The sequence below is a fragment of the Prosthecobacter sp. genome, assembly GCF_020439865.1.
GTDB lineage: Bacteria > Verrucomicrobiota > Verrucomicrobiia > Verrucomicrobiales > Verrucomicrobiaceae > Prosthecobacter.
In genome coordinates, this window is record NZ_JAGRPF010000115.1 from 1 (window position 1) to 20,025 (window position 20,025).

Below are 20,025 nucleotides of genomic sequence, written 5' to 3' on the forward strand. Positions count from 1 at the left end.
CGGCGGCTTCCTCAGCGCCGAGTTCGCCGAGCGTGACGCAGACTTCCATGCCGAGCTTGGCCACGTCGCTCACGATGTCGAGCACCTGGTCGAACTTCTGGGTGCCTTTGCGCACGCCTTTCCAGGCGGCGCCCATGCAGAAGCGCGTGGAGCCGTTCGCACGTGCGGCGAGGGCGCGCTCCATGACCTGCTCCTTCGGCATGAGCTTCTCCGCCTGCACGCCGGTGGTGTAGCGGGCGCTCTGGGCGCAGTAGCCGCAGTCTTCGCTGCAACCGCCGGTCTTGATGCTGAGCAGCGTGCACAATTGCACTTCGTTGCCGGTCCAGTGCTCGTCATGCACGGCGCGGGCCTGCTTGAGGAGGTCGAAGAAGGGCTGGTGGTAGATGCGGTGAAGCTCGTCGAAAGTCATGGCGGTGTTTGCAGCGCGGATAGTGGGCGAAAATGGGCCAGATGCACGGGGAAAGTGCGTGTTCAGGCTGTCGCAGATGGCGGGCTCAAGCCGCGATGTGTTTCAAAAAAGTCAGGCGGATGGTCTTTGAGGCTTGCAAAAGCAGGCAAAGATTTTGCTTACTTCCGCCCTCTCAAATTCAAAAACCAATTCGTCCAAAAGTCCCGTATGCGCATTTTGCCTTCCCTCCTTCGCTGCTTTTGCATGCTTTCAGCCGTGCTCATCGCACTGCCATCGTATGCGATCGTGGGCGTAAACTCCGCCTCACCCGGTGTCATCGGCACCCAGCACATCGACTTCGCGGCAAATCTGAACCTCGGACGCACCGTGGGTTTTGTGGAGTATAACAACGCCAACGGCACCGGCACGGTGGTGCCATCGACGGAGGCCGGTGTCTTCAAGTTCCTCACCGCAGCTCACAACGTGGACAGTGACAACAACGGCGTTCTGGACGCAGGAGCAAGCACCATCAAGATCTACTTCGGCAACGCGCCGGGAGAGAATGGCCAGGCAGCCACTTATTCGGTCACAGCGACTGCGAGCCAGATCGCGTTCAATCCTCTGTGGGCCCAGGCCGGGAACGTTCCCGCCGGAGCCGCGACGAATGACCTGGCGGTGATTAGTTTCCGGATCGACCAGCTCACCCCGGTCATTCGTGACGAAGGCGGGCAGCCGAGTATCAGCACCATCCAGGCATCGGCCGTCAGCTCCACCTCGCCTCTGGGCATGGCGGCCGTGATGGCAGGACATGGGCTTCATTCCGACGGCACGGTCAATTTGGGAGGCAACACCATCCCCGATCCAAATCAGGTGAACGGCATTCTCAAAGGCGGCACCAACACGATCGACTCTGTGGGTGTGCCCACCATCACTGTGGGCGGCACCATTTCCGCCGACTCAGGGTTTGTCATCATGACGGATTTCGACAAGTCCAATGGCACCACAAGCACCCTGGGTGCGACCACCGGCGGACCCAACGAGGTCGGCACGGCCAAAGGCGACAGCGGTTCGGCGATTTTTGCCGACACGAACAGCGACGGAAAACTCGAGGTGGTGGGCGTCCTCAACGGCGGCGACAACCCCTTTCCCACCGGAGCCAGCACGTTTGGCGACATTTCGCAGTATGCCCCCATCATGACCCAGTCGAATCTGGCGTTCCTGCAGGGACAAAAAATCTTCGTGGGACTCTCCTACAACGGAGTTTCCGCAGGCGACTACGGCGGAGCCGGCTTTGCCATCATGGACGCCGCTGGGATCGCCAATTTCAACAGCGGTGTCACCACCGTTACGCAGTCTCAGACCCAGACCCAGACCCCCTTGCAGGCGCCGGTGGGCACGGTGCAGACCCACGTGAACAACATCACACGCGGCACCTCCAACTTCGACAATGTGGGTGGCGATGAGGTGACCTTGAAGGACTTGGCAGGTTTCGGTTCCCGCCGTTGGGAGATCTGGGCCTCCAGCAACCTCGGACGTGTTGATTCCTCAAGCGGCGGGACAAATGGTGACGCGCTGAACTCCCGCTACGGTGCCGCGACTGTCGGGATCGACTTTCTAGCGACCTCACACGTCATCGTCGGCGCCTTCTGGAGCTATCTCTACGGCACCGGTCACTCAACGAATCTGGACATGGAAAGCCGGGGCAACGCGGTCGGCTTCTCCGTCGTCACCGAGTGGTATGGGCTGACGAGCTCCTTCATCTACAACTACTCGCTGGGCGAAACAGAGATCAATCGGACGATCGGTGGCGCGGAGGCAACCGCATCTCCTGGCTCATCATCCCACACCCTCGACTGGACGCTTTCCTACATCATGCGTCACAACGGCTGGGTGCATGGCCCCACCGGCGGCGTCCGGTACACCTCCGGCAGAGTGGACGCCTATTCTGAAACCTCGGCGATTCCTGTGCCGGGCCTGATGACCCTTTCGGGACAGGACTTTTCCGTTTTCCGTTTCAATCTCGGCTACAACGCCGCCTATCACATCCAAACCGACTTTGGCAGAATCGTGCCTTACGCGAGCGCGTCCTGGGTGCATCTGACACAACGCTCCAGCACCACCACGGCCAGCTTTCAAGGCACGCCATTCTCCGTCATCGACAGCGGCGGGGCGGTGCCATTTGGTTCGGGCCCGTCCACCGCCATCGCAGGCACAAGTTCAACGCAAGGCTTCGCCAGCGCTCAGCTTGGCGTCGAAGTGCTGGCCAACAAAGGTGTGCGGGTCAATCTCATGACCTACACCAACGTCTTCCGCTCCGGAGTCACTGAATACGGCGGCGGCGTGCAGGTCGGCATTTATTTCTAACGGCCACGCCTTTCTCGGCGGGGACGACGGCAGCATGCAAGAGATCATGCGTGCGGGTCGATTTGATCTGACCGCCATGAACCGCCGTACTTTCTTCCACCAAACGTCCGCGCTCGCCGCGGTGTCCGCCCTTTCGAAACTCCGCGCTGCTGATGCCGCGCAGAAGAAGATCAAAGTCGCCGTCGTCGCGCTGGGTCGCGGCATGGGGCATGTGCAGGCGCTGCTGAAGATTCCGAACGTGGAGATCGCCTACGTGGCCGAGGTGGATCCGAAACGCCTCGAAAGCGGCCTCAAAGTAATCAACGGGACGCAGGCGGTGTCCTGCCAGGGCGTGAAGGACTTCCGCACCTTCCTCGATGACAAGACGCTCGACGCTGTCTTCATCGCCACGCCGAACTTCTGGCACACGCCGGCCGCACTGTTGTGCATGCAGGCCGGGAAACACGTGTATGTCGAAAAGCCCGGCAGCCAGAATCCGCAGGAGGCGGAGATGATCGTCGCCGCGTCGAAGAAATACGACCGCATCGTGCAGATGGGCAACCAGCGCCGCACGTGGATGAAGGATGCGATCGAAGCGCTGCACGGCGGCGCCATCGGCGAGGTTCGTTATGGCCGCGCGTTCTACTACAACACTCGCAAGACTCTCGCGGTGAACGAAAAGCTCGCGCCGGGAGAAACGGACTACGATTTGTATCAAGGTCCTGTCCCCAATGATGCAAAGCACGACTTCAAATCCATCGTGCACTACGACTGGCATTGGTTCTGGCACTGGGGCAACGGCGAGCTCGGCAACAACGGTATTCACACGCTCGACATCCTGCGCTGGGGCCTGAAGGGCGAGTATCCGCTGCGCGTGACCTACAACGGCGGCCGCTACGTCTACAACGACGCGCAGGAAACACCGGACACCGGAACGGCGGTGTACGATTTTGGCCATGCCGGTTGCGAATGGGTGCAGAGCTCATGTCACCCGCGTGCGGCGGAGAAGCCACTTGCGGAAGTCATGTTCTATGGCGACAACGGCACCATGGCCGCGGCACGTGACACGTGGACGATCTACGATCCGAAGGGCGCCGAGATCAGCAAAGGCAAGGCCAGCACCGCTGGTACGGGCGACGTGTCGCACATCGGCAATTTCATCGACACCATCCGTGGTGAGGCGAAGCTCAACAGCCCGATCGAGGAAGGCCAGAAGAGCACGATGATGTGTCACCTCGGCAACATGGCCTACCGCACGAATACCGTGGTGAAATGCGACCCCAAGACCGGCAAGATTCTCGACAACTCCGAGGCGATGAAGCTTTGGGGCCGCGAAGGCTATCGCAAAGGCTGGGAAGTGAAGATCTGAATTGAGTTGGCCGAAAAAGACGAAAGAGGAGGAAAAATCAGAATCCAGATTTCTGATCGGACTCTTTTTCATTTTTCGTTTCTTTCGGCCCGTCTCAGCGAAACACCACGTCCACACCCATCGCGCTCTCTTTGGCGAAGCCGGGAATCCAGTGCGGTTTGCGCAGGGCTATGACGCGGTAGATCATCGACAGCACGTGCAGAATGAGCAGGCGGTCGATGATGCGGTAGCCGCGGCGGCGGCGCATGAACAGTTCGACGGCCCAGCCGAGATATCGGCGCTGCACCCAGAACGGCTTGAAGCCCATCTTGATGCGGTAGCGGGCACGCAGGCCGCGCTTCGGATACTTCGCTTTGTAGGCGCGCTTCGCTTCGCGCAATCGCGTCTCCATCTCCGGCGTGAACTCGGTGAAGCAGTACTCACGCGCGAGTGCGAGCAGATGAAACGTGTCGTGCATGTATTGGAGATCGGCCACGGGCACGCCGGCGCGCGGCGCGAGGGTGATCATCTGTTCCAGCCGGCTCATGCAGCGCGCGGCGCTATGCAGAGCGGCCTCGGGCTCGCGCACGAAGTAGCGCAGCAGCTTTTTGACGCTGTGGTTGATGAAGATGTTTCCCCAATAAACCTGAAGCAGCGGCGGGATGCGCACGCGGCGGAAGAAGAGCTTCTGCTGCGCGAACTCCTGCACGTAGAGCAGCTCATGGATGACTTCGTCCGAGTAGCGCAGCAGTTCGATCAGCGCCTCGGCATCGCCCAACGCACGCTCTTTGACGAAAGCGCGCACCGCCTCCTCCACGGGCATGCCGTCCTTCATGATTCGCAGCGTGACGAAGGTGTTCAGGTCGATCCAGATCGCTTCGGGATCGATCAACGCAATGCGGCGAAAGGGAACCCAGCCGCCGGTCTGGCACCAGACCATGCAGCCGACGACGTTCTTCGCGTGCTTCAGCTCATGCGCGTAGCGTTCGTATTCCCAGCCGGTGAAGCTCGGATACTCGCCGCAGCCTTCGTATTCGCGCCGTGTCTGCAGCTCGACGATTTTCGCGACGTCGGTGCGGAAGAAGTTCGAGTTCAGCGGCAGGTAGCGGAAGAAGTCGGACTCGCCGTACTTCATCGAGATGACCAGTGCTTTGCTTTGAAGACCTTCAAACACGCTGGTGAACGTGCCGCGATGCCACATGAGATCGCCGATGCGATATGCGCCGACGGTCCAGGTGCGGAAAATGAGACGACGCGCATGCTTCTCGCAAACCGGCAGCAGATCGAGCAACAGACGACGCGCTTGCGCGGGTTTCCGGATCACCAGCTCGCTGCGGAACTCATCGTGCACGCCTTTGCCGTCCGCTTCGCCGATGCGCACGATGATGCCCGCCACCTGCGGAAAACTGGAGAAGAAACCATCGAGCAATTCGGCGAGGTAGTCGTTCACCTCGCGCTTTGACTCGCTCATGCGGCGTCGCAGCTCCGGCGTGACGGTCATCACGTCCATCGTCAGGTGCACCTGCAGGCCGCGTTCCGTGAAGATGGCGAAGCAGCGGGCGAACTCCTCGCGGTAGAGCGCGATGCGCTCGCGCAGTTCCGCCTCGAGCCACGGGTGATCCGCCAAGTGCGTCACGTCATCGAACGAGACCGCGTTAAAGCCCCAGGCCGCGGCCTGATCGGCGAACTTCGTCAAATCCGTCCGCACCTGCGCCCACCACGCGTCGGATTCGGCGTCCCGTGTCTTCGGCACGTTCTGCCAGGGGATCTTGGACCAGTTGATCGTGCGCACGTCATGCCCGCGGAAGAACGGACCGATGGCGTCGATGAGGTGGAGCGGTTGCAAGCGCCGCGAATGAAGCAGGCCCGCGGCGGATGCAAGTGACGATGTGGTGTGTGAGACAGGCTGGCAGCCTGTCTCACATTCACTTCACGCGCTCCTTCAGGATTTCGCGGAACGATTTGCCGTCGAGGCTCAGGTCCGCGAGAACAGCGCGGCCGTTGAGGACGCGTACTTCGGCAACGATGCCCTGATCGCCGCGGATGTTCTGAGCGAACCATTTGTCAGCCTCAGGCGCGAGCTTCTCGTTGATGTAAAAACGTTCGAATGGCCACTCGATGTTGACCTTTTTGTCATAGACGTAACCGGCACGCGCACGCAACCAGATTCCCGTGCCTGGCGGCGTTGTCGAAATGCTGGTGATGGTGGACAGGCCATCTGCTCCCGGCGTGAGCGTGAAGAAAACCTGCGAGCCGCGATCGATCTTGGCGCCGTCAGGCACGGGGGCGTCCGTTTGTTCGGGCCACACGGCAAGGAAGCGGCCCCGCAACGGATCATAAGGATCCGGCGCGCGGCATTTGAGGCGGACAAGGGTTCCTTTGGCCAGCACTTGTTCGTGCGTCCAGATTTGTGAAAGCGGCGCGGCCCACTGGGCGAGTGCAGCGAGGGCGAAAACGAGGATGGGCAGAGATTTCATGATGCAGGAAGTTGTTTTGAACGACGCAGACGGCTCATGAGGATGTTGAAGGCCAGGAACGCGACACCGACCGCGATGAAGGCGATGCCTTTGGCCAGAAGCGAGAAATGACTGTCCGCCATGCGTGCGATCAGCAGGCCGGAGAGCAAAGCGGCGCCAAGACGCGGCGCGCCTTTTTTCCCTGCAAACTCAAGCACGATGAGCGTGATGCCGATGCCCGCGAGCTGAAGCGTGGCAAACCAGGAGAGCGTAGAATTGTAGTATCCGCCCTCGGCCTTCACCAAGGGAGAGGCCGCCAATGGCAGCAAAGCGAGGGAGGAGATCGCCAGCACCGCCCAGCGTTTCTGAATCAGCGCCACCACCGCGAAGACCACGAGCAAGGCGAGCAGGCCCCAGCACCATGGCAAGTGCATCGCGAACGAGCTTCCCTCCATGATGTACCGTGTGGTGTCGCGAAAGGTCATCGCAATGCCGTAGCCGAGCAGCCACAGGCAACCGAGCACGACCTGCGGCTTCCGCCGCGTGGGTTCCATGATCGCGGCCTGATTGAGCGGGAAGAGCGCCAGTGCCGCGCCGGTCAGCGTCCAGAGCCAGAAGAAGCTGTGTTCATTGTATCCGAAAAAGTTGCTGCCGCGCTCGCTGGCAAAAATGGCCGCGCTGCACAGTCCGACGATGGCGCTGAGGGTCATGGCCCAGCGCACGGAAACGGAGAGCTTGCGCTTCGGCGGCCAGCCGGGCCAGAACGGCAGCAGTCCCAGCAGCAGCAACGGGTAGATCATCGGGCTGCCATGCCAGGGCGCTCCACGCTCGATGCGGTCCACGCTCCAAATGGCAATGCAGACGAGATAAAAGATCGCCACTGAACTTGAACGCAGCACCCAGACGAGCGGCAGGCTAAGCAGCATCCACCAGAACAGAAAGTCCGGCCATTCACCGCCGAGGTTGTAGATCTGCGAGACGAGCGCGATGCATGCGCCGCCAGTCAGCGCCTGCAGCAGTGCCGCTGTCTCCCGTACCCACGCGGGCGAGGCATCGCCGCGTTGCAGCGTGCGAAAACTGAAGAGCTGTGCGACCAGCAGCGGCAGAAAAGCGAAGAGCAACCGCACCGGGCGCGAGAAGTCGTCCCAATTGAACCCGATCACCGCGATCAATCCCGTGCCGATCAGCAGCGCCCCAAGCGCGCCCATGACGATCTGCGCCACGCCCGGCTGCGAATCATCCACCGCATGCCTCTCGCGCAAGGTGCGCACCGCCTCGGGAGTGAGAAGTCCGTCACGCTCCCACTGCGGGAGTTGATCGAGAAGCCAGCGATGGTGGGAGTTCATGGTGGGACAAGAATTGAGCCGATTGTGACCGGCTGACTGCCGCGATGCGAATCGAAAAACTCGATGAACGGATTGAGGAAGATAATGCAGATCAGGCTGTCGGCGCAGGAGACCGAAGGGTGATCAAACTAAGCACGAGGCCGACGAGACCGCCCACGACTCCGAGGCCACCCGCACCGACCACCATGGGCATCACCCAGTCTTCGACGTTTTCGGCCGCCGGAGTCGCGCGTTCCTGAATGGCAACGTAGTCGGTAGTTGAGTTAAAACCGGACTGTATTTTCTCCGCCTGCTCAAACAGTCTCTCATAGGCCTGCTTGTCGGCCTCATACTTCTCACTGATTCCCCGCAGTGCGGAGATGCCCGGCTCGTGGCGTTGCAACTCCGCTTCGACCTCCTGGATTCCCTGCTCTGTGACGCCGAGTTTCGACTCCAGAGGCGCCCGGGCTGCGTCCTTGGCATCCAGCAGTTTGAGTTCGAGGTGAAGATCGTCACGTTGATCTCGGAGTGTGTTAAGACGTGCGATGAGCCGCTCCTGATCTGACTTGACGCTCAAAGTGCCCACTTTGGCACGAACATTCTCCAGCATGGCAAAAGACTGCTCCATGGATTTCTGCCGGGTAACCACTACCTGAAGAAACTGCTGGAGCACCTTGCCTTGCGCCTGCTCACGAACACTTTGCCGGAAGGCCATGAACTCATCCAGCAAGGCATCGAGGAAGATCCTGGTGTACTTGGGCTCGGAGCCCGTCGCCAGAATGTTGAAAATGGAGCTGCCCTTGGTTTGAGCGACTCGAATGTCAACGTCCGCGTCTTTGAGATCTGGATTCAAGGCCCGCACACGCTCCAGAGCGCGGCGTTTCATTTCGGCGGATTCGATTGTTTCGATGATCGTGCCGTAAAAGTCCTGCTGCTGCTCGCGCCAGGCAATGCTGTCGTTGGAGACCATCTGCCCGCCTGCGACGAGCTTCGCCAGCGAGCGGAACTCTTGAGGTCTGCCGGTAATGCGCAGGGCCTGCAGGACAGTTCCGGCACCCGCACCGATCAATGCACAGACCAGAATGATGATAAGACGGGGCAGGATGCGAGAGTCGCTCATGACAGAAAATCGATTAACCCGATTCCGCCAGAAGGGCCGTTGCATGGCAAGAAGAAAGGCGGAGGGGTTGCCTCCGCCTTTCGAAAAGTTGGGACGCGTTCGCCACGTCGCAGCGGCATGCCGACTTACTTCGCCTCGGGCTTGATCTTGCCCTTCTCCTCGAGCGTGTGCTTGAACTTTTCGGTCTTGGGATCGACGACGGCGCGGACGTAGCCCTGATTCGGATTGCGGGCTTTGAAGTTCTGATGGTAGTCCTCGGCAGGATAGAACTTCTTCAGCGGCGCGATCTCGGTGGCGATGGGGTCCTTCCATTTCTTCTGCCACTCGACCTTCGAGGCCTCGGCGATCTTGTGCTGCTCTTCGGTGGTGTAGTAAATGGCGGAACGGTACTGAGGGCCGTAGTCGTTGCCCTGATAGGCGGTGCCTTTGGGCAGGAACTTGCCGTGCTTGTACATGTCCTCCTTCGTGACGGTGGTGGGATCGTGCGCGTCCCAGAAGAGGTCGATGATCTCGCGGTAACTGACGACGGCGGGATCAAACTCGACCTTCACGACTTCGGCGTGGCCGGTGTCGCCGGTGCAGACGTCTTCATAGGTGGGGTTTTCCGTTTTGCCACCGGCATAGCCACTGACGACATTTTTCACCCCTTTGACGAGAAGGTACTGCGCCTCGACACACCAAAAGCAGCCGCCGCCGATGACAGCGGTTTCAGTCTTCGATGACGGAGCGTCGGCAGCAGATGCGGAGGGGGCGAGCGTGGCCATGAGGAGGGTGGTGAGGAGGGTGAGCGCGGTTTTCATGGGGAAGATACGAACGGGACAGAAAGAGGAGTCATTCATCCGTCGGGTAAGAGGCGAAACTTTCGATGGAATTCCGGGTAATCGCAATGCGTCCGCCCGAGAGCAAGAAACAGCACGGCGGAGCCAAGCGGGTGTTTCTTTGACCGCTTTCGTTTTTCGCGGGGGTCTCTATGCTTTGCCGATGGACGAAATCTCAACTCTCTGCAGCCGCGTCGGCGAAACGAAACTGCGCAGCATGGTGGCGGCGTTTTACCGCCGTGTGAAGGTGGATGACCTGATAGGGATCATGTATCCGGCGGACGACTGGGAGGGCTCGGAGAAGCGGCTGGCGGACTTCATCGTGTATCGCTTCGGCGGGCCGCAGACCTACATCGAGGAGCGCGGGCATCCGCGGCTGCGCGGGCGGCACATGCCGTTTTCCATCGGCGAGGCGGAGCGGGATCGCTGGATGAAACTGATGGGAGAGGCGATGCAGGAGGTGGAGGTGCACGAATCGGAAGCGCCGGTCATCGACTCGTTCTTCGCCCAGGTGGCGGACATGATGCGCAACCGCGGGGAATGAAACGCCGCTTGTCAGCGCGAGATGCCACAGGATGATGCGGACATGAAACGAACCTGCTTTTTTACAGCGGCTCTCACTGCACTGCTGCTGCCCGCCTGCGTGCTGATCGACTTCACGCGGTTGAAGAACGAACCGGTGGATTTTGTGAGCGAGGTCAAGCCCATCCTGGAAGCGCGCTGCCTGGAGTGCCATCACAGCCGCTATGTGTTTGCGGGACTGAATCTGGAAACGAAGACTCTCGCGATGAAGGGCGGGCGCAGCGGACCGGTGATCGTGGCGGGAGCACCGCACAAGAGCCTGATCTACAAGGTGCTGTTGCTGGGGCACGACAATCCAATCGCGATGCCCCCATCACCCGATCCGCTGTCACGCGAGGAAGAGCAGGCAATCCACGACTGGATCCTGCAAGGTGCGAAGTGGCCGGACGGCGTGCGCCTGGTGCCACCGCAGGATTGGAAGAAGTCGCGCTCATAATCACCCATGGAAAAAGCCCCCGTTCTTGTTCTGGCCCCGCTGCCGGATTTTTTGATGAACCCGCTGCGTACAGCGCATCTCTGCCACGACTATTTCCACGCGGAGGACAAAGAAGCGCTGCTGAACGAAGTCGGAGCCACCATCCGCGGCATCACGATGTCCGGTGGCAGCGTCTCGCCGGTGGCGCTGCTGGAGAGACTGCCGAAGCTGGAAATCATCAGCGTGTTTGGCGTGGGCTATGACGGCGTGCCGGTGGACTGGTGCCGTGAGCATGGCATCCGCGTCACGAACACACCAGATGTGCTGACGGAAGATGTCGCGGACATGGCGAGCGCGCTCGTTTTGATGACAAGCCGACGCCTGATCGCGGCGAACCGCTTCCTGCACGCCGGATCGTGGAAGCAGGGGCCGTTTCCGCTGGCGCATGCTTTGCACGGAAAGCTGGCGGGCATCGTGGGGCTTGGACGCATCGGCAAGGCGATCGCGCATAGGCTCGAAGCGCATGGAATGCGCATCGCGTATCATGGACGCACGCGACAGGAGGTGCGCTGGGACTATTTTGAATCACTGACCGGCATGGCCCGGGTGGCGGACTTTCTGGTCGTGGCCTGCCCCGGCGGCGCCTCGACGAAGCATCTGATCAATGCCGACGTCCTGGAAGCGCTGGGACCTGAGGGCACACTGGTCAACATCGCCCGCGGCTCGGTGGTGGATGAAGCAGCGCTCATCGCGGCACTGCAGGCGGGCACGATCCGTGGGGCCGGGCTGGATGTGTTTGAAAACGAACCGCAGGTGCCCGATGCGCTGATGAAGTGCGAGAACGTCGTGCTGACCCCGCATCTGGGCAGCGCCACGCACGAGACACGTGCCGAGATGGCACGGCTGGTGGTCGAGAACCTCGCCGCTCACTTCAGTGGCGCGGCGCTTCTCACGCCGGTGTGTTGATTGTGACGGGATTGACAGAAAGGGTGCTTGCCGTTTGAGGCGATGCCGTTACTAAAAGCGCATGGGCAAAATCATTCTCGGAGCCTTTCTCGCCGCCATCGCCGTGTTCGCATGGGAGGCAATTTCATGGACGGCCATCGGCTGGCATGAAAACGGGTTCCGCCAGTTTCGCGACGAGACCGCAGTGGCCGAAGTCATCAAGGCCAACGTGACCTCAGGGCAGGGCATCTACCTGCTGCCGGCGATGGGTGATGCGCCGAAGCTGGCCACCGCCGAAGAAAAGAAGGCGTTCAAGGTAGCGCAGACGAAGGCGATGGAAAACGGCCCCTACCTGTATGCGATCATCCGGCCTGGCAAAGGCGAGATCAGCATGGGAACCAACATGATTTTAAGCTTCGTGCGCTCGTTGATCTGCGCGTTTCTGATTGCCGCGCTGCTTTCACAGACCGCGCTGGCTTACCCGGCGCGCATCGCGTTTGTGGCGGCAGCAGGCTTGTTCGCAGGCCTCACGGCCGATCTGCCGATGTGGATCTGGTTTGAAAATCCAGGACGAGACACCGTGGTGAACATCGCAGATCATTTGATCGCATGGGTGATCGGTGGCGCGGTGCTTGGACTGCTGGTGGGCAAGGACCCGGTGGCGGAACGTTGAAGTTCTGTCGGCAGATCAACCGGTCACTCCGCTCGCCTTTAACACCGCCGCCGCCACTTCCTCCGGCGTCACCTTCGTCATGCACTCGTAGTGGCCGAAAGGGCACTCGCGTTCAAAGCAGGGACTGCAGGAAACCTTGTGCTGGATGACGGTGTGTCGTTCGCCGAGCGGACCGGTCGCGATCGGGCAGGTGGAGCCGAAGATGCTGACCGTCGGGATGCCGAGCGCAGCGGCCAGATGCATGGTGCCGGTGTCGTTGGTGAGCAGCAGCTGGCACTCGCGCAGTTTCGCGATGAGTTCGGAGAGCCGCGTTTTGCCGACGAAATTTTCGTGCGGGACATGGATCATCGAAGAAAGTTTTTCTCCCATCTCCTTCTCACCCGGCGCACCGAACAACTGCCAGCGGAACTGCGCGTGCTGCGCAGAGATTTGATTCACAACGGCGGCGAAGCGCTCCAGCGGCCAGCGCTTGGCAGGGCCATACTCCGCACCAGCGCAAACGCCGACACGAATGGTGCCGTCGGTTGAAACTGGAGGCGTCCCCGCATCCCACAAACCCGCCTGGTCCACATCCGCGCCGACGCGTTTGGCGATGAACATGTAGAGGTGTGCTTGGTGCTTGGGGAAACCCACTTTGGGCTCAAGGATCTCGTAGGTGAGCAGTTTTTTACGGAAGGATCCTTTGAGGCCGACCAAGTGGGGCACTCCGCCAAGCCACAGCTCCAAGGTGCTGCGCGTCGAATTCGTACAGAGCACGGCAGCATCAAAGTGAACGCCGGTGGCCTTGATGCGGCGGGCGACGGCGAAGAGCCCTTCTTTGGCCGGCTTGCCGATGTAGTCGGAGACTTCGGGCATCGAGCGCCACAGGTCTTCGAGTTTGTCCGGCCCCAGAATCGTGATGCGCATGTCGGGCCGGCCGCGTTTGATGGCGCGCACCATGGGAAACGCCATGCAGGCATCGCCAAGCCAGTTGGGGCTGCGGATGAGCAGTTCGAACGGCTGCAGGCGGCTTGGATCATAGCCTTCGGGAAAGGCAATACCGCGGCGGTAGCTGGAGTTGAGCAGCAGGAAGTTGCGATTCGACGTCTTCCAGCGTTCATGCACCCAGAACCAGCTTGTCGGCTGCTCGCGGATGAGCTGCTCGACGGCGGCGTTGATCGCGATGGTCAAACCATCCGCCGTCTGCTCCGCTTCGGCCGATTTGACTTCAGGCGCGCACACCAGCCGCCAGCGCGCCGGACCGTCGTCATAGACCATCATCGGCAGCACCACTGCGTTGGTACGCATGGCCATGAGCGCGGCGATCGTGGTGGTGGATGCCAGCCGGTCGAAGAACGGACACCACAGACCCTGATAGCCGGCATGCTGATCCACCAGCACGCCGATCTGCCCGCATTCGCGCATGAATTTCATCGGCGCATTGAAACCCGCCTGCCGGTCGAACAGCGCATAGCCGAGCTTCTCACGCCGACGCAGCACCAGCGCGTTGAGCCAGGGATTTCGCAGCGACTGATAAATGGCCCCCGCCTTGTGCCCGCGCACATAGGCGGACGGCACCTGCGTCAAAATCTCCCAGCAGCTCGCATGCAGCACGAGGTTGAGAATGGGCCGGCCTGCATCGAACGCCGCCTGGGCCCGTTCGATTCCCTCGGATCTCACATGACGGCACAGATCGGCCTCGTTCATGAGCGGCAGTTTGAAACCGCAGAGGACGTTCGCGAACAGGCTCTTGAAATGCGCCTGTGCCATGTGCCTGAGTTCGTCCGGGTTCTTTTCGCGGCCGTACGCGATGCGCAGGTTATGCAGCGCGAGTTGGCGGTACTTCCCGGCGACGTAATAGGCCACCGTTCCCAGTGCGCGCCCCGTCCACCAGATGACGATGAGAGGAAGCAGGCGCATGACGCCTTCCACACACCTGAACAGTGCGTATGCGATCCACTGCCCGGTGCGCTTGACGAGACTGGTGGATTCCTTGGCGCTGCCCATGCGCGGTGTTTATGCCTCAGCGCCCGTGCCCACGCAACCGATCATGCGAGATCACTCGGCCGTCGGTCGTTTTCGACGGACCATGCGACTTCTTTTGTTTCTTCTGCTCTGTCCGCTGCTGAATGCGGCCCCCCCGCGCCCGAACCTCGTTTTCATCATGGCCGATGACCTCGGCTGGGGTGACGTGGCCTTTCACAACGGAAACGCTCCGACGCCGCATTTGGACAAGCTGGTGGCCGAAGGCGTGGAGCTCACGCATCACTACGTGGCGCCGGTTTGCAGCCCGACGCGCACCGGTTTGATGACCGGTCGCTGCTGGAGCCGCTTCGGCGTGACCAGCCCGCAGAACAATCGCGCTCTTCCTTGGGATACCGTGACGTTGCCACGTGCATTGAAGTCGGTGGGCTATGAAACCTGCCTCACCGGCAAATGGCATCTTGGCTCGAAGCCCGAGTGGGGACCGAATCACTACGGCTTCGATCACAGCTACGGCTCGCTTGCCGGAGGTGTCGGCCCGTGGAATCACTTCTACAAGAAGGGCGAGTTCTCCGTGACCTGGCATCGCGATGAAAAGCTGATCACCGAGTCCGGTCATGTGACCGATTTGATCGCCCGCGAGGCCTGCGAATGGATCGCCGGACGCAAGGACGCGCCGTTTTTTCTCTACGTTCCGTTCACCGCCGTGCATCTGCCGTTGAAGGAACCGGAGGAATGGCTGGCCAAAGTGCCGGCCGGCATCACGGGCGACGTGCCACGTCATTACGCCGCCTGCATCATGCATCAGGACGACGCCGTGGGTCGCATCATCGCCGCCTTGGAAAAGGCTGGCAAACGCGACAACACGCTGCTCATTTTCACCAGCGACAACGGTGGGAGCTGGGCTGGCAACAACGATCAGAAATACCCGGCCGACGATTATCCCGATGGCAAGATCCCCGGTAACAACCTGCCGCTGCGCGACCAGAAGGGCAGCGTTTATGAGGGCGGCACTCGCGTGCCTTGCGTGGCCAGCTGGCCGGGCAAGCTCAAGACCGGGAAACACGAAGCGCCGGTGCAAATCACCGACTGGATGCCCACCTTCTGCGCGCTGGCAGGCTACACGCCTGAAAAGGATCTCAAATGGGATGGGCTGAATCTCTGGCCGCAACTGGGCGAAGGAGCCGAACCGCATCCGCGCACGCTTTACACAGTGGCGCCAGGTTTCCGCTCACGCTCACTGCGCTGCGACCCTTGGAAGCTCGTGGTGCACGGAAGCGACGAGAAGGCGAAGCACGAACTGTATGACATCCAAGCGGATCCGTATGAGAAGACCGACCTCGCAGCTCAGAAGCCGGATCAATTGGCCGCCATGAAGGAGCGGCTGGCGGCTGTCTCACGAGCGGACCGAGATGCGGTGGTAACGGACTAGGCTCCAACAAAAACGGGCGGTGCTTGCGCACCACCCGTTGATGTGTTCGAACGCTTGCTGAAAGGATCCTATTTCTCGACCCAGCGAACTGCTTCCATGAGCAGTTCACGTGCGGAGGCGAGACCGAGCTTCTGGCGGATGTTCGCCTTGTGGGCATCGACCGTCTTGGCGCTGAGACCGAGTTTTTCGGCGATGCTATGAGAGTCGAAGCCGCGTCCGACCATCTCGAAAATTTCGAGCTGACGGTCACTGAGCATGCGGGCGGGCTCACCGCGGGAACCGCCGCGGGGGCCGCCACCGGAGACGATGCTGCCGAGCAGTGCGGCGCTGAAGAAGAAAGAGCCGGCTGCAACCTGACGGAGCCCCTGCAGCACCCGTGTGCTTGGTTCGCCCTTCATCACATAGCCCATCGCACCGGCGCGCAGGCAGCGTTCTGCATACACGTTTTCATCGTGCATCGAGTACACGAGAATCTGCATGTTCGGATGGCTGGCACGCAGCTTTTTGATGAGATCCACACCGCTGCGGTCCTTCAATGTGATGTCGAGAACCACGACGTCCGGTTTGAGTTTTGCGATCTGCTGAATGGCGGTATTAGCATCTTCAGCACTGCCGATCACCTGCATGTCTTCCTGCTGGTCGATCAGTTTCTTAAGCCCTTCGATAACGATGGGATGGTCGTCGAGTATATAGATTTTGCTTTTCACAGTGGAACTAGAAGACTCATTTTCAAAAAGATGTCAAGCCAGCGTTCTTAAGCAAGGTCGAATAGAAACGAGCAAAATCACCCGCACTCCATTGCAGATCAAAGGCTAAAGTTATAGTCTGAATCGATGTGACGCCCCCAAGTTTTGCAAGCCCAACACCGGGTTCAGGATCGGGCCCGGAACCAGATGCCCTCCAAGAACTGGCACCCCAAGATTCCCAACCGACGGCCGTGGGGACTCTCATGAACTCGCTCACCATAAAACACCGCGTCCGTTCAGATGACTTCACGCTCGGATTTCAAATCGCGCCCATGATCGATGTCGTTTTCGTCATCCTGCTGTTCTTCATGGTGATGGGTGGCACCCTCCGGGTGGAGCGACAACTGAACACGAAACTCCCCGGTCCTGAGCACGATCTGACCGACGTTCGTTTCCCCGATGCCGAAATCACCATCGGCATCCTCGAAGATGGTACGGTCACCCTGAACGAAGAGGCCTTCGATTCCCCCGGTGACAAATCTTTGCCCAGGCTCACACGCACCTTGAACCGGCTGGCGGCTTCCTCCGCCAGACAAAACCAAACGGTCCTTGTCACCATTCAGGCCGAAGAGCAGGCCAGTTACGAACGCGTTATCGACGTGCTCAATTCGCTGCATCAGGCGCAGATTCAAAATGTGACCTTCACGGTTGGCGCGCAGCCGCTTTGATCTCCGCCGACAGTCCCCTGCGGCGACGCACGTTCTTTGCGCATGTCACGCTGTCTTCTGTTTCTGCTGCTCGCGTCCACCTCCTTCGCCCAGCTCGCCAATCGCCCCCCTGTGCCGATGTGGCTGACCGCGTCGGATTCAGTCGATGTTTCCAAAGACGTCAAACATGAGGGCAAGCTACTCAAAGCCGTGCTCCTGACCGCCAGCGATGCCGAATTGACTGTCTCTCTCGACGGCACCTTGATCGCGACGGTCAAACCGGGAGAAGCAGCCACCGGCACCGACCTCACGAAACAACTCGGCGACGGCAAAACGCATCGACTCACCCTGCATGCGCCTGCCAAGGCCAAAGCCGCCGCTCTGCTCGAGCTCAATGGCGACCTCGCCGCCGTTCATTGGATCGTGACCGACGATTCCTGGCAGAATGCGGTCGTTGCAGGCCCGACCGATGCCGATCCCGATAATAATCCCTTCGATTTGAAGAAGACTTTCGACGCCTACAACTCCTGGCAGCTCGCGAAGCCCGGTTCGCAAAACCAGGCCACGGATCCGACCACGCTCACTTTGCTGCCAGGATTTAAAGCCGAGCTCATCCGCTCTTCGCAACCCGGAGAAGATTCGTGGGTCTCCATGGCCTTCGACCCGCAGGGACGCATCACTCTTGGCAAAGAAAAGAAAGGCCTGCTGCGCCTCACCATCAGTGGCAGCGGCGACCAGAAGGTCGAAACGATCGACGACGAGCTGCTGGAATGTCGTGGGCTACTCTACGCGCACGGATCACTGTTCGCGAACGCCAACGTCTCGAAGACCCTCTTTCGCCTCACCGACAAAGATGGCGATGGCATCTTCGATGAACGCAAAGAACTGATGCGCACCGGCGGCGGCAACGGTCATGGCCGCAATCACATCAAGCTCGGCCCTGATGGCGACATCTACGTCGCGCACGGAAACAACGTGCTCATTCCCGAGAACGTCTCGCCCGATTCGCCGCTGAAAAACTACGCCAACGACCAGCTCATTCCGAATCCATGGGATGGCAGCATGTTCGACGGCAATGTCGAACTTCCCGCCGGTCATATCCTCCGTGTGAAACCCGATGGCAGTAAAATCACGCTTCTCGCCGGCGGCCTGCGCAACCCTCTCGACATTGCCTTCAATCACGATGGCGATCTGTTCACCTTCGACGCCGACATGGAGCGCGATGTCGGCACGCCGTGGTACATGCCCACGCGGGTGTTGCATGTCGTTCCCGGCGCGGATTTCGGATGGCGTCGTGGCACTGGACGTTTTCCGGCATGGTATGCGGACACACTGCCAAGCGTGATCGACATCGGCCTGTCATCGCCAACCGGCATCTGCTTCGGCTACGGTTCTGACTTCCCGCAAAAGTATCGCGAAGCGCTATACATCCTCGACTGGAGCTATGGACGCATCATCGCGGTGCACTTGAAGAAGAGCGGTGCGACTTACACCGCAGAGCAGGAGACTTTCGTCGCCGGGCGACCTCTCAATGTCACCGACAGCTGCATCGGACCCGACGGTGCCATGTGGTTTATTACGGGCGGTCGTGGCACTCAGAGCGGGTTGTATCGGGTGACCTGGTTCGGAGGCGAGATGGCAGAGCGCAAAGAGCCAACCGGGCCAGACAACTACCTGCAAGCATTCCGCAAACTGATGAGCAAAGCACTCGCCACCGACCGCGTGCCAGACAGCTCCATCAACCAGCTTCTGGGGTGCAATTCACCCTTCGTGCGGCACGCCGCGAGACTGGAACTCGAAAGCAGGCCTGATTTGTCCTGGCAGGAGTCTGCACTTGCCCAAGATGATGGCATGACATCCTTGAATGCATTGCTCGTCCTGGCACGTCGAGGAACACATAAACATCTGAAGCCGATCCTCGAACGACTGCTGAGGACTGATTGGAAAGAAGCAGCCCCTGAATCCAAGCTCGAATGGTTGCGAATTGTTGCTGTCGCCATTTCACGACTCGGAACACCCGACGCTGAATCTCTTGCGCGCCTTGATGCTTACATCGCTCCTTCTTATCCGGCGACCAAGATGGATCGAAAAAACCGGGCGCTGCTAAACCGCGAGCTCTGCCGCCTGCTCGTCTATTTGAAGTCACCGATGGTCATCGAGAAGACGATGCCGTTGCTGAAAGAGGCCACGTCGTCGGAAGACCTGCTGTTTTATCCGTTCATGCTGCGCTATCTCAAAGATGGCTGGACTCTGGAGCAACGGCGCGTCGTTTTCGAGGCACTGAACAAGGCGGAGAAGATGAACGGTGCGTCCACCTTCTTCAAAGCCATCACCGACACACGCAGCGAACTGGCGGCGGCATTGAAGGCTGACGAGGCGATGCAGCTCGCTGCCCTCATCAACCCGCCAAAGCCCGCGGCGCTCTCACCGCATGCGCTGCCGGGTCACACCTTCAAGAACTGGAAGCTTGAAGACCTCGAGCCGCTGCTGGCGAAGATGGACCCGAAGACGCGCAACCGCGACAGTGCCAAAGACGCGTTGATTCGTGCGCAGTGCGTGTTCTGCCATCGCGTGAGCAACGATCCCGCGCTTCCGGCAGGTGTGTTCGGACCGGATCTCGTGCAGGTGTCCGCGCGCTTTGGGCGCAAGGACCTGCTCGATCACATCCTGAACCCGTCGAAGTTCATCGACGAGAAATTCCGGCTCGTGACGGTGAAAACAAGCGACGGCAAAACGATCACCGGCAGTCTGGAGGGCGAGGACGATGAACGCGTGGTGCTGAAGCCGAATCCGCTCGCGCCGGACAAGAGCGAGATCGGCAAGGC

At 60.3% G+C, this 20,025-nt stretch carries 16 protein-coding genes and 1 pseudogene; 9 read left to right on the plus strand and 8 right to left on the minus strand.

Annotated elements, in window-relative coordinates; genetic code table 11:
- Positions 1-409 (minus strand): annotated as a pseudogene (locus KDL09_RS13930) (biotin synthase); the annotation flags it as partial.
- Positions 410-652: 243 nt separating this feature from the next.
- On the opposite strand from KDL09_RS13930, the gene KDL09_RS13935 reads away from it, so the two are divergent.
- The gene (locus KDL09_RS13935) at positions 653-2,752 is read left to right on the plus strand and encodes an autotransporter outer membrane beta-barrel domain-containing protein (protein WP_294386159.1); all 2,100 of its coding nucleotides are present in this window, start codon (positions 653-655) and stop codon (positions 2,750-2,752) included.
- A gap of 76 nt (positions 2,753-2,828) precedes the next feature.
- Positions 2,829-4,100: a Gfo/Idh/MocA family oxidoreductase gene (locus KDL09_RS13940; RefSeq protein WP_294386161.1), complete on the plus strand. Its 1,272-nt coding sequence runs from the start codon at positions 2,829-2,831 to the stop codon at positions 4,098-4,100.
- Positions 4,101-4,194: 94 nt separating this feature from the next.
- Here KDL09_RS13940 and KDL09_RS13945 read toward each other — a convergent pair whose 3' ends face one another.
- The 5 genes from KDL09_RS13945 to msrA form a co-directional block, all read right to left on the minus strand.
- Entirely contained in the window at positions 4,195-5,925 is a 1,731-nt protein-coding gene (locus tag KDL09_RS13945; RefSeq protein WP_294386164.1) for a hypothetical protein, read from the minus strand.
- A 79-nt stretch (positions 5,926-6,004) separates the two neighbouring features.
- Positions 6,005-6,556, minus strand: coding sequence for a GDYXXLXY domain-containing protein (locus KDL09_RS13950; RefSeq protein WP_294386167.1), 552 nt, complete (start codon positions 6,554-6,556; stop codon positions 6,005-6,007).
- Positions 6,553-7,881 carry a DUF2157 domain-containing protein gene (locus KDL09_RS13955; RefSeq protein ID WP_294386168.1) on the minus strand — a complete coding sequence of 443 codons (1,329 nt, stop codon included), beginning with the start codon at positions 7,879-7,881 and terminating at the stop codon, positions 6,553-6,555. The genes KDL09_RS13950 and KDL09_RS13955 overlap by 4 nt, the downstream gene beginning before the upstream one ends.
- Positions 7,882-7,972: 91 nt before the next feature.
- Positions 7,973-8,980: a hypothetical protein gene (locus KDL09_RS13960; RefSeq protein ID WP_294386171.1), complete on the minus strand. Its 1,008-nt coding sequence runs from the start codon at positions 8,978-8,980 to the stop codon at positions 7,973-7,975.
- A gap of 125 nt (positions 8,981-9,105) precedes the next feature.
- Positions 9,106-9,780: a peptide-methionine (S)-S-oxide reductase MsrA gene (gene msrA / locus KDL09_RS13965; RefSeq protein WP_294386177.1), complete on the minus strand. Its 675-nt coding sequence runs from the start codon at positions 9,778-9,780 to the stop codon at positions 9,106-9,108.
- Between the two features lie 181 nt (positions 9,781-9,961).
- On the opposite strand from msrA, the gene KDL09_RS13970 reads away from it, so the two are divergent.
- From KDL09_RS13970 to KDL09_RS13985, 4 genes are all read left to right on the plus strand, one after another.
- Positions 9,962-10,342, plus strand: a complete 381-nt coding sequence (locus tag KDL09_RS13970; RefSeq protein WP_294386179.1) for a globin — start codon at positions 9,962-9,964, stop codon at positions 10,340-10,342.
- A 42-nt stretch (positions 10,343-10,384) separates the two neighbouring features.
- Positions 10,385-10,816, plus strand: coding sequence for a c-type cytochrome domain-containing protein (locus tag KDL09_RS13975; protein WP_294386182.1), 432 nt, complete (start codon positions 10,385-10,387; stop codon positions 10,814-10,816).
- A gap of 6 nt (positions 10,817-10,822) precedes the next feature.
- The gene (locus KDL09_RS13980) at positions 10,823-11,761 is read left to right on the plus strand and encodes a 2-hydroxyacid dehydrogenase (protein WP_294386185.1); all 939 of its coding nucleotides are present in this window, start codon (positions 10,823-10,825) and stop codon (positions 11,759-11,761) included.
- A gap of 61 nt (positions 11,762-11,822) precedes the next feature.
- Entirely contained in the window at positions 11,823-12,413 is a 591-nt protein-coding gene (locus tag KDL09_RS13985) for a hypothetical protein (protein WP_294386188.1), read from the plus strand.
- A 15-nt stretch (positions 12,414-12,428) separates the two neighbouring features.
- Here KDL09_RS13985 and waaF read toward each other — a convergent pair whose 3' ends face one another.
- Complete coding sequence (gene waaF, locus KDL09_RS13990) at positions 12,429-14,399, minus strand: lipopolysaccharide heptosyltransferase II (RefSeq protein ID WP_294386190.1); 1,971 nt, start codon at positions 14,397-14,399, stop codon at positions 12,429-12,431.
- Between the two features lie 82 nt (positions 14,400-14,481).
- On the opposite strand from waaF, the gene KDL09_RS13995 reads away from it, so the two are divergent.
- Positions 14,482-15,807: a sulfatase-like hydrolase/transferase gene (locus KDL09_RS13995; protein ID WP_294386191.1), complete on the plus strand. Its 1,326-nt coding sequence runs from the start codon at positions 14,482-14,484 to the stop codon at positions 15,805-15,807.
- Between the two features lie 68 nt (positions 15,808-15,875).
- Here KDL09_RS13995 and KDL09_RS14000 read toward each other — a convergent pair whose 3' ends face one another.
- The gene (locus tag KDL09_RS14000) at positions 15,876-16,514 is read right to left on the minus strand and encodes a response regulator transcription factor (RefSeq protein ID WP_294386193.1); all 639 of its coding nucleotides are present in this window, start codon (positions 16,512-16,514) and stop codon (positions 15,876-15,878) included.
- Between the two features lie 242 nt (positions 16,515-16,756).
- Between KDL09_RS14000 and KDL09_RS14005 the strand changes: the two genes are divergently transcribed.
- Both KDL09_RS14005 and KDL09_RS14010 read left to right on the plus strand, forming a co-directional pair.
- Complete coding sequence (locus KDL09_RS14005; RefSeq protein ID WP_294386195.1) at positions 16,757-17,221, plus strand: biopolymer transporter ExbD; 465 nt, start codon at positions 16,757-16,759, stop codon at positions 17,219-17,221.
- A 42-nt stretch (positions 17,222-17,263) separates the two neighbouring features.
- Positions 17,264-20,025: hypothetical protein (locus tag KDL09_RS14010; RefSeq protein WP_294386198.1), on the plus strand; the 2,762-nt coding region annotated here is incomplete at its 3' end.

Coding starts and splice junctions, on each gene's coding strand:
- KDL09_RS13935 (WP_294386159.1), top strand. CDS start 653: ATGCTTTCAGCCGTGCTCATCGCACTGCCATCGTATGCGATCGTGGGC.
- KDL09_RS13940 (WP_294386161.1), top strand. CDS start 2,829: ATGAACCGCCGTACTTTCTTCCACCAAACGTCCGCGCTCGCCGCGGTG.
- KDL09_RS13950 (WP_294386167.1), bottom strand. CDS start 6,556: ATGAAATCTCTGCCCATCCTCGTTTTCGCCCTCGCTGCACTCGCCCAG.
- KDL09_RS13955 (WP_294386168.1), bottom strand. CDS start 7,881: ATGAACTCCCACCATCGCTGGCTTCTCGATCAACTCCCGCAGTGGGAG.
- KDL09_RS13960 (WP_294386171.1), bottom strand. CDS start 8,980: ATGAGCGACTCTCGCATCCTGCCCCGTCTTATCATCATTCTGGTCTGT.
- msrA (WP_294386177.1), bottom strand. CDS start 9,780: ATGAAAACCGCGCTCACCCTCCTCACCACCCTCCTCATGGCCACGCTC.
- KDL09_RS13970 (WP_294386179.1), top strand. CDS start 9,962: ATGGACGAAATCTCAACTCTCTGCAGCCGCGTCGGCGAAACGAAACTG.
- KDL09_RS13975 (WP_294386182.1), top strand. CDS start 10,385: ATGAAACGAACCTGCTTTTTTACAGCGGCTCTCACTGCACTGCTGCTG.
- KDL09_RS13980 (WP_294386185.1), top strand. CDS start 10,823: ATGGAAAAAGCCCCCGTTCTTGTTCTGGCCCCGCTGCCGGATTTTTTG.
- KDL09_RS13985 (WP_294386188.1), top strand. CDS start 11,823: ATGGGCAAAATCATTCTCGGAGCCTTTCTCGCCGCCATCGCCGTGTTC.
- waaF (WP_294386190.1), bottom strand. CDS start 14,399: ATGGGCAGCGCCAAGGAATCCACCAGTCTCGTCAAGCGCACCGGGCAG.
- KDL09_RS13995 (WP_294386191.1), top strand. CDS start 14,482: ATGCGACTTCTTTTGTTTCTTCTGCTCTGTCCGCTGCTGAATGCGGCC.
- KDL09_RS14005 (WP_294386195.1), top strand. CDS start 16,757: ATGAACTCGCTCACCATAAAACACCGCGTCCGTTCAGATGACTTCACG.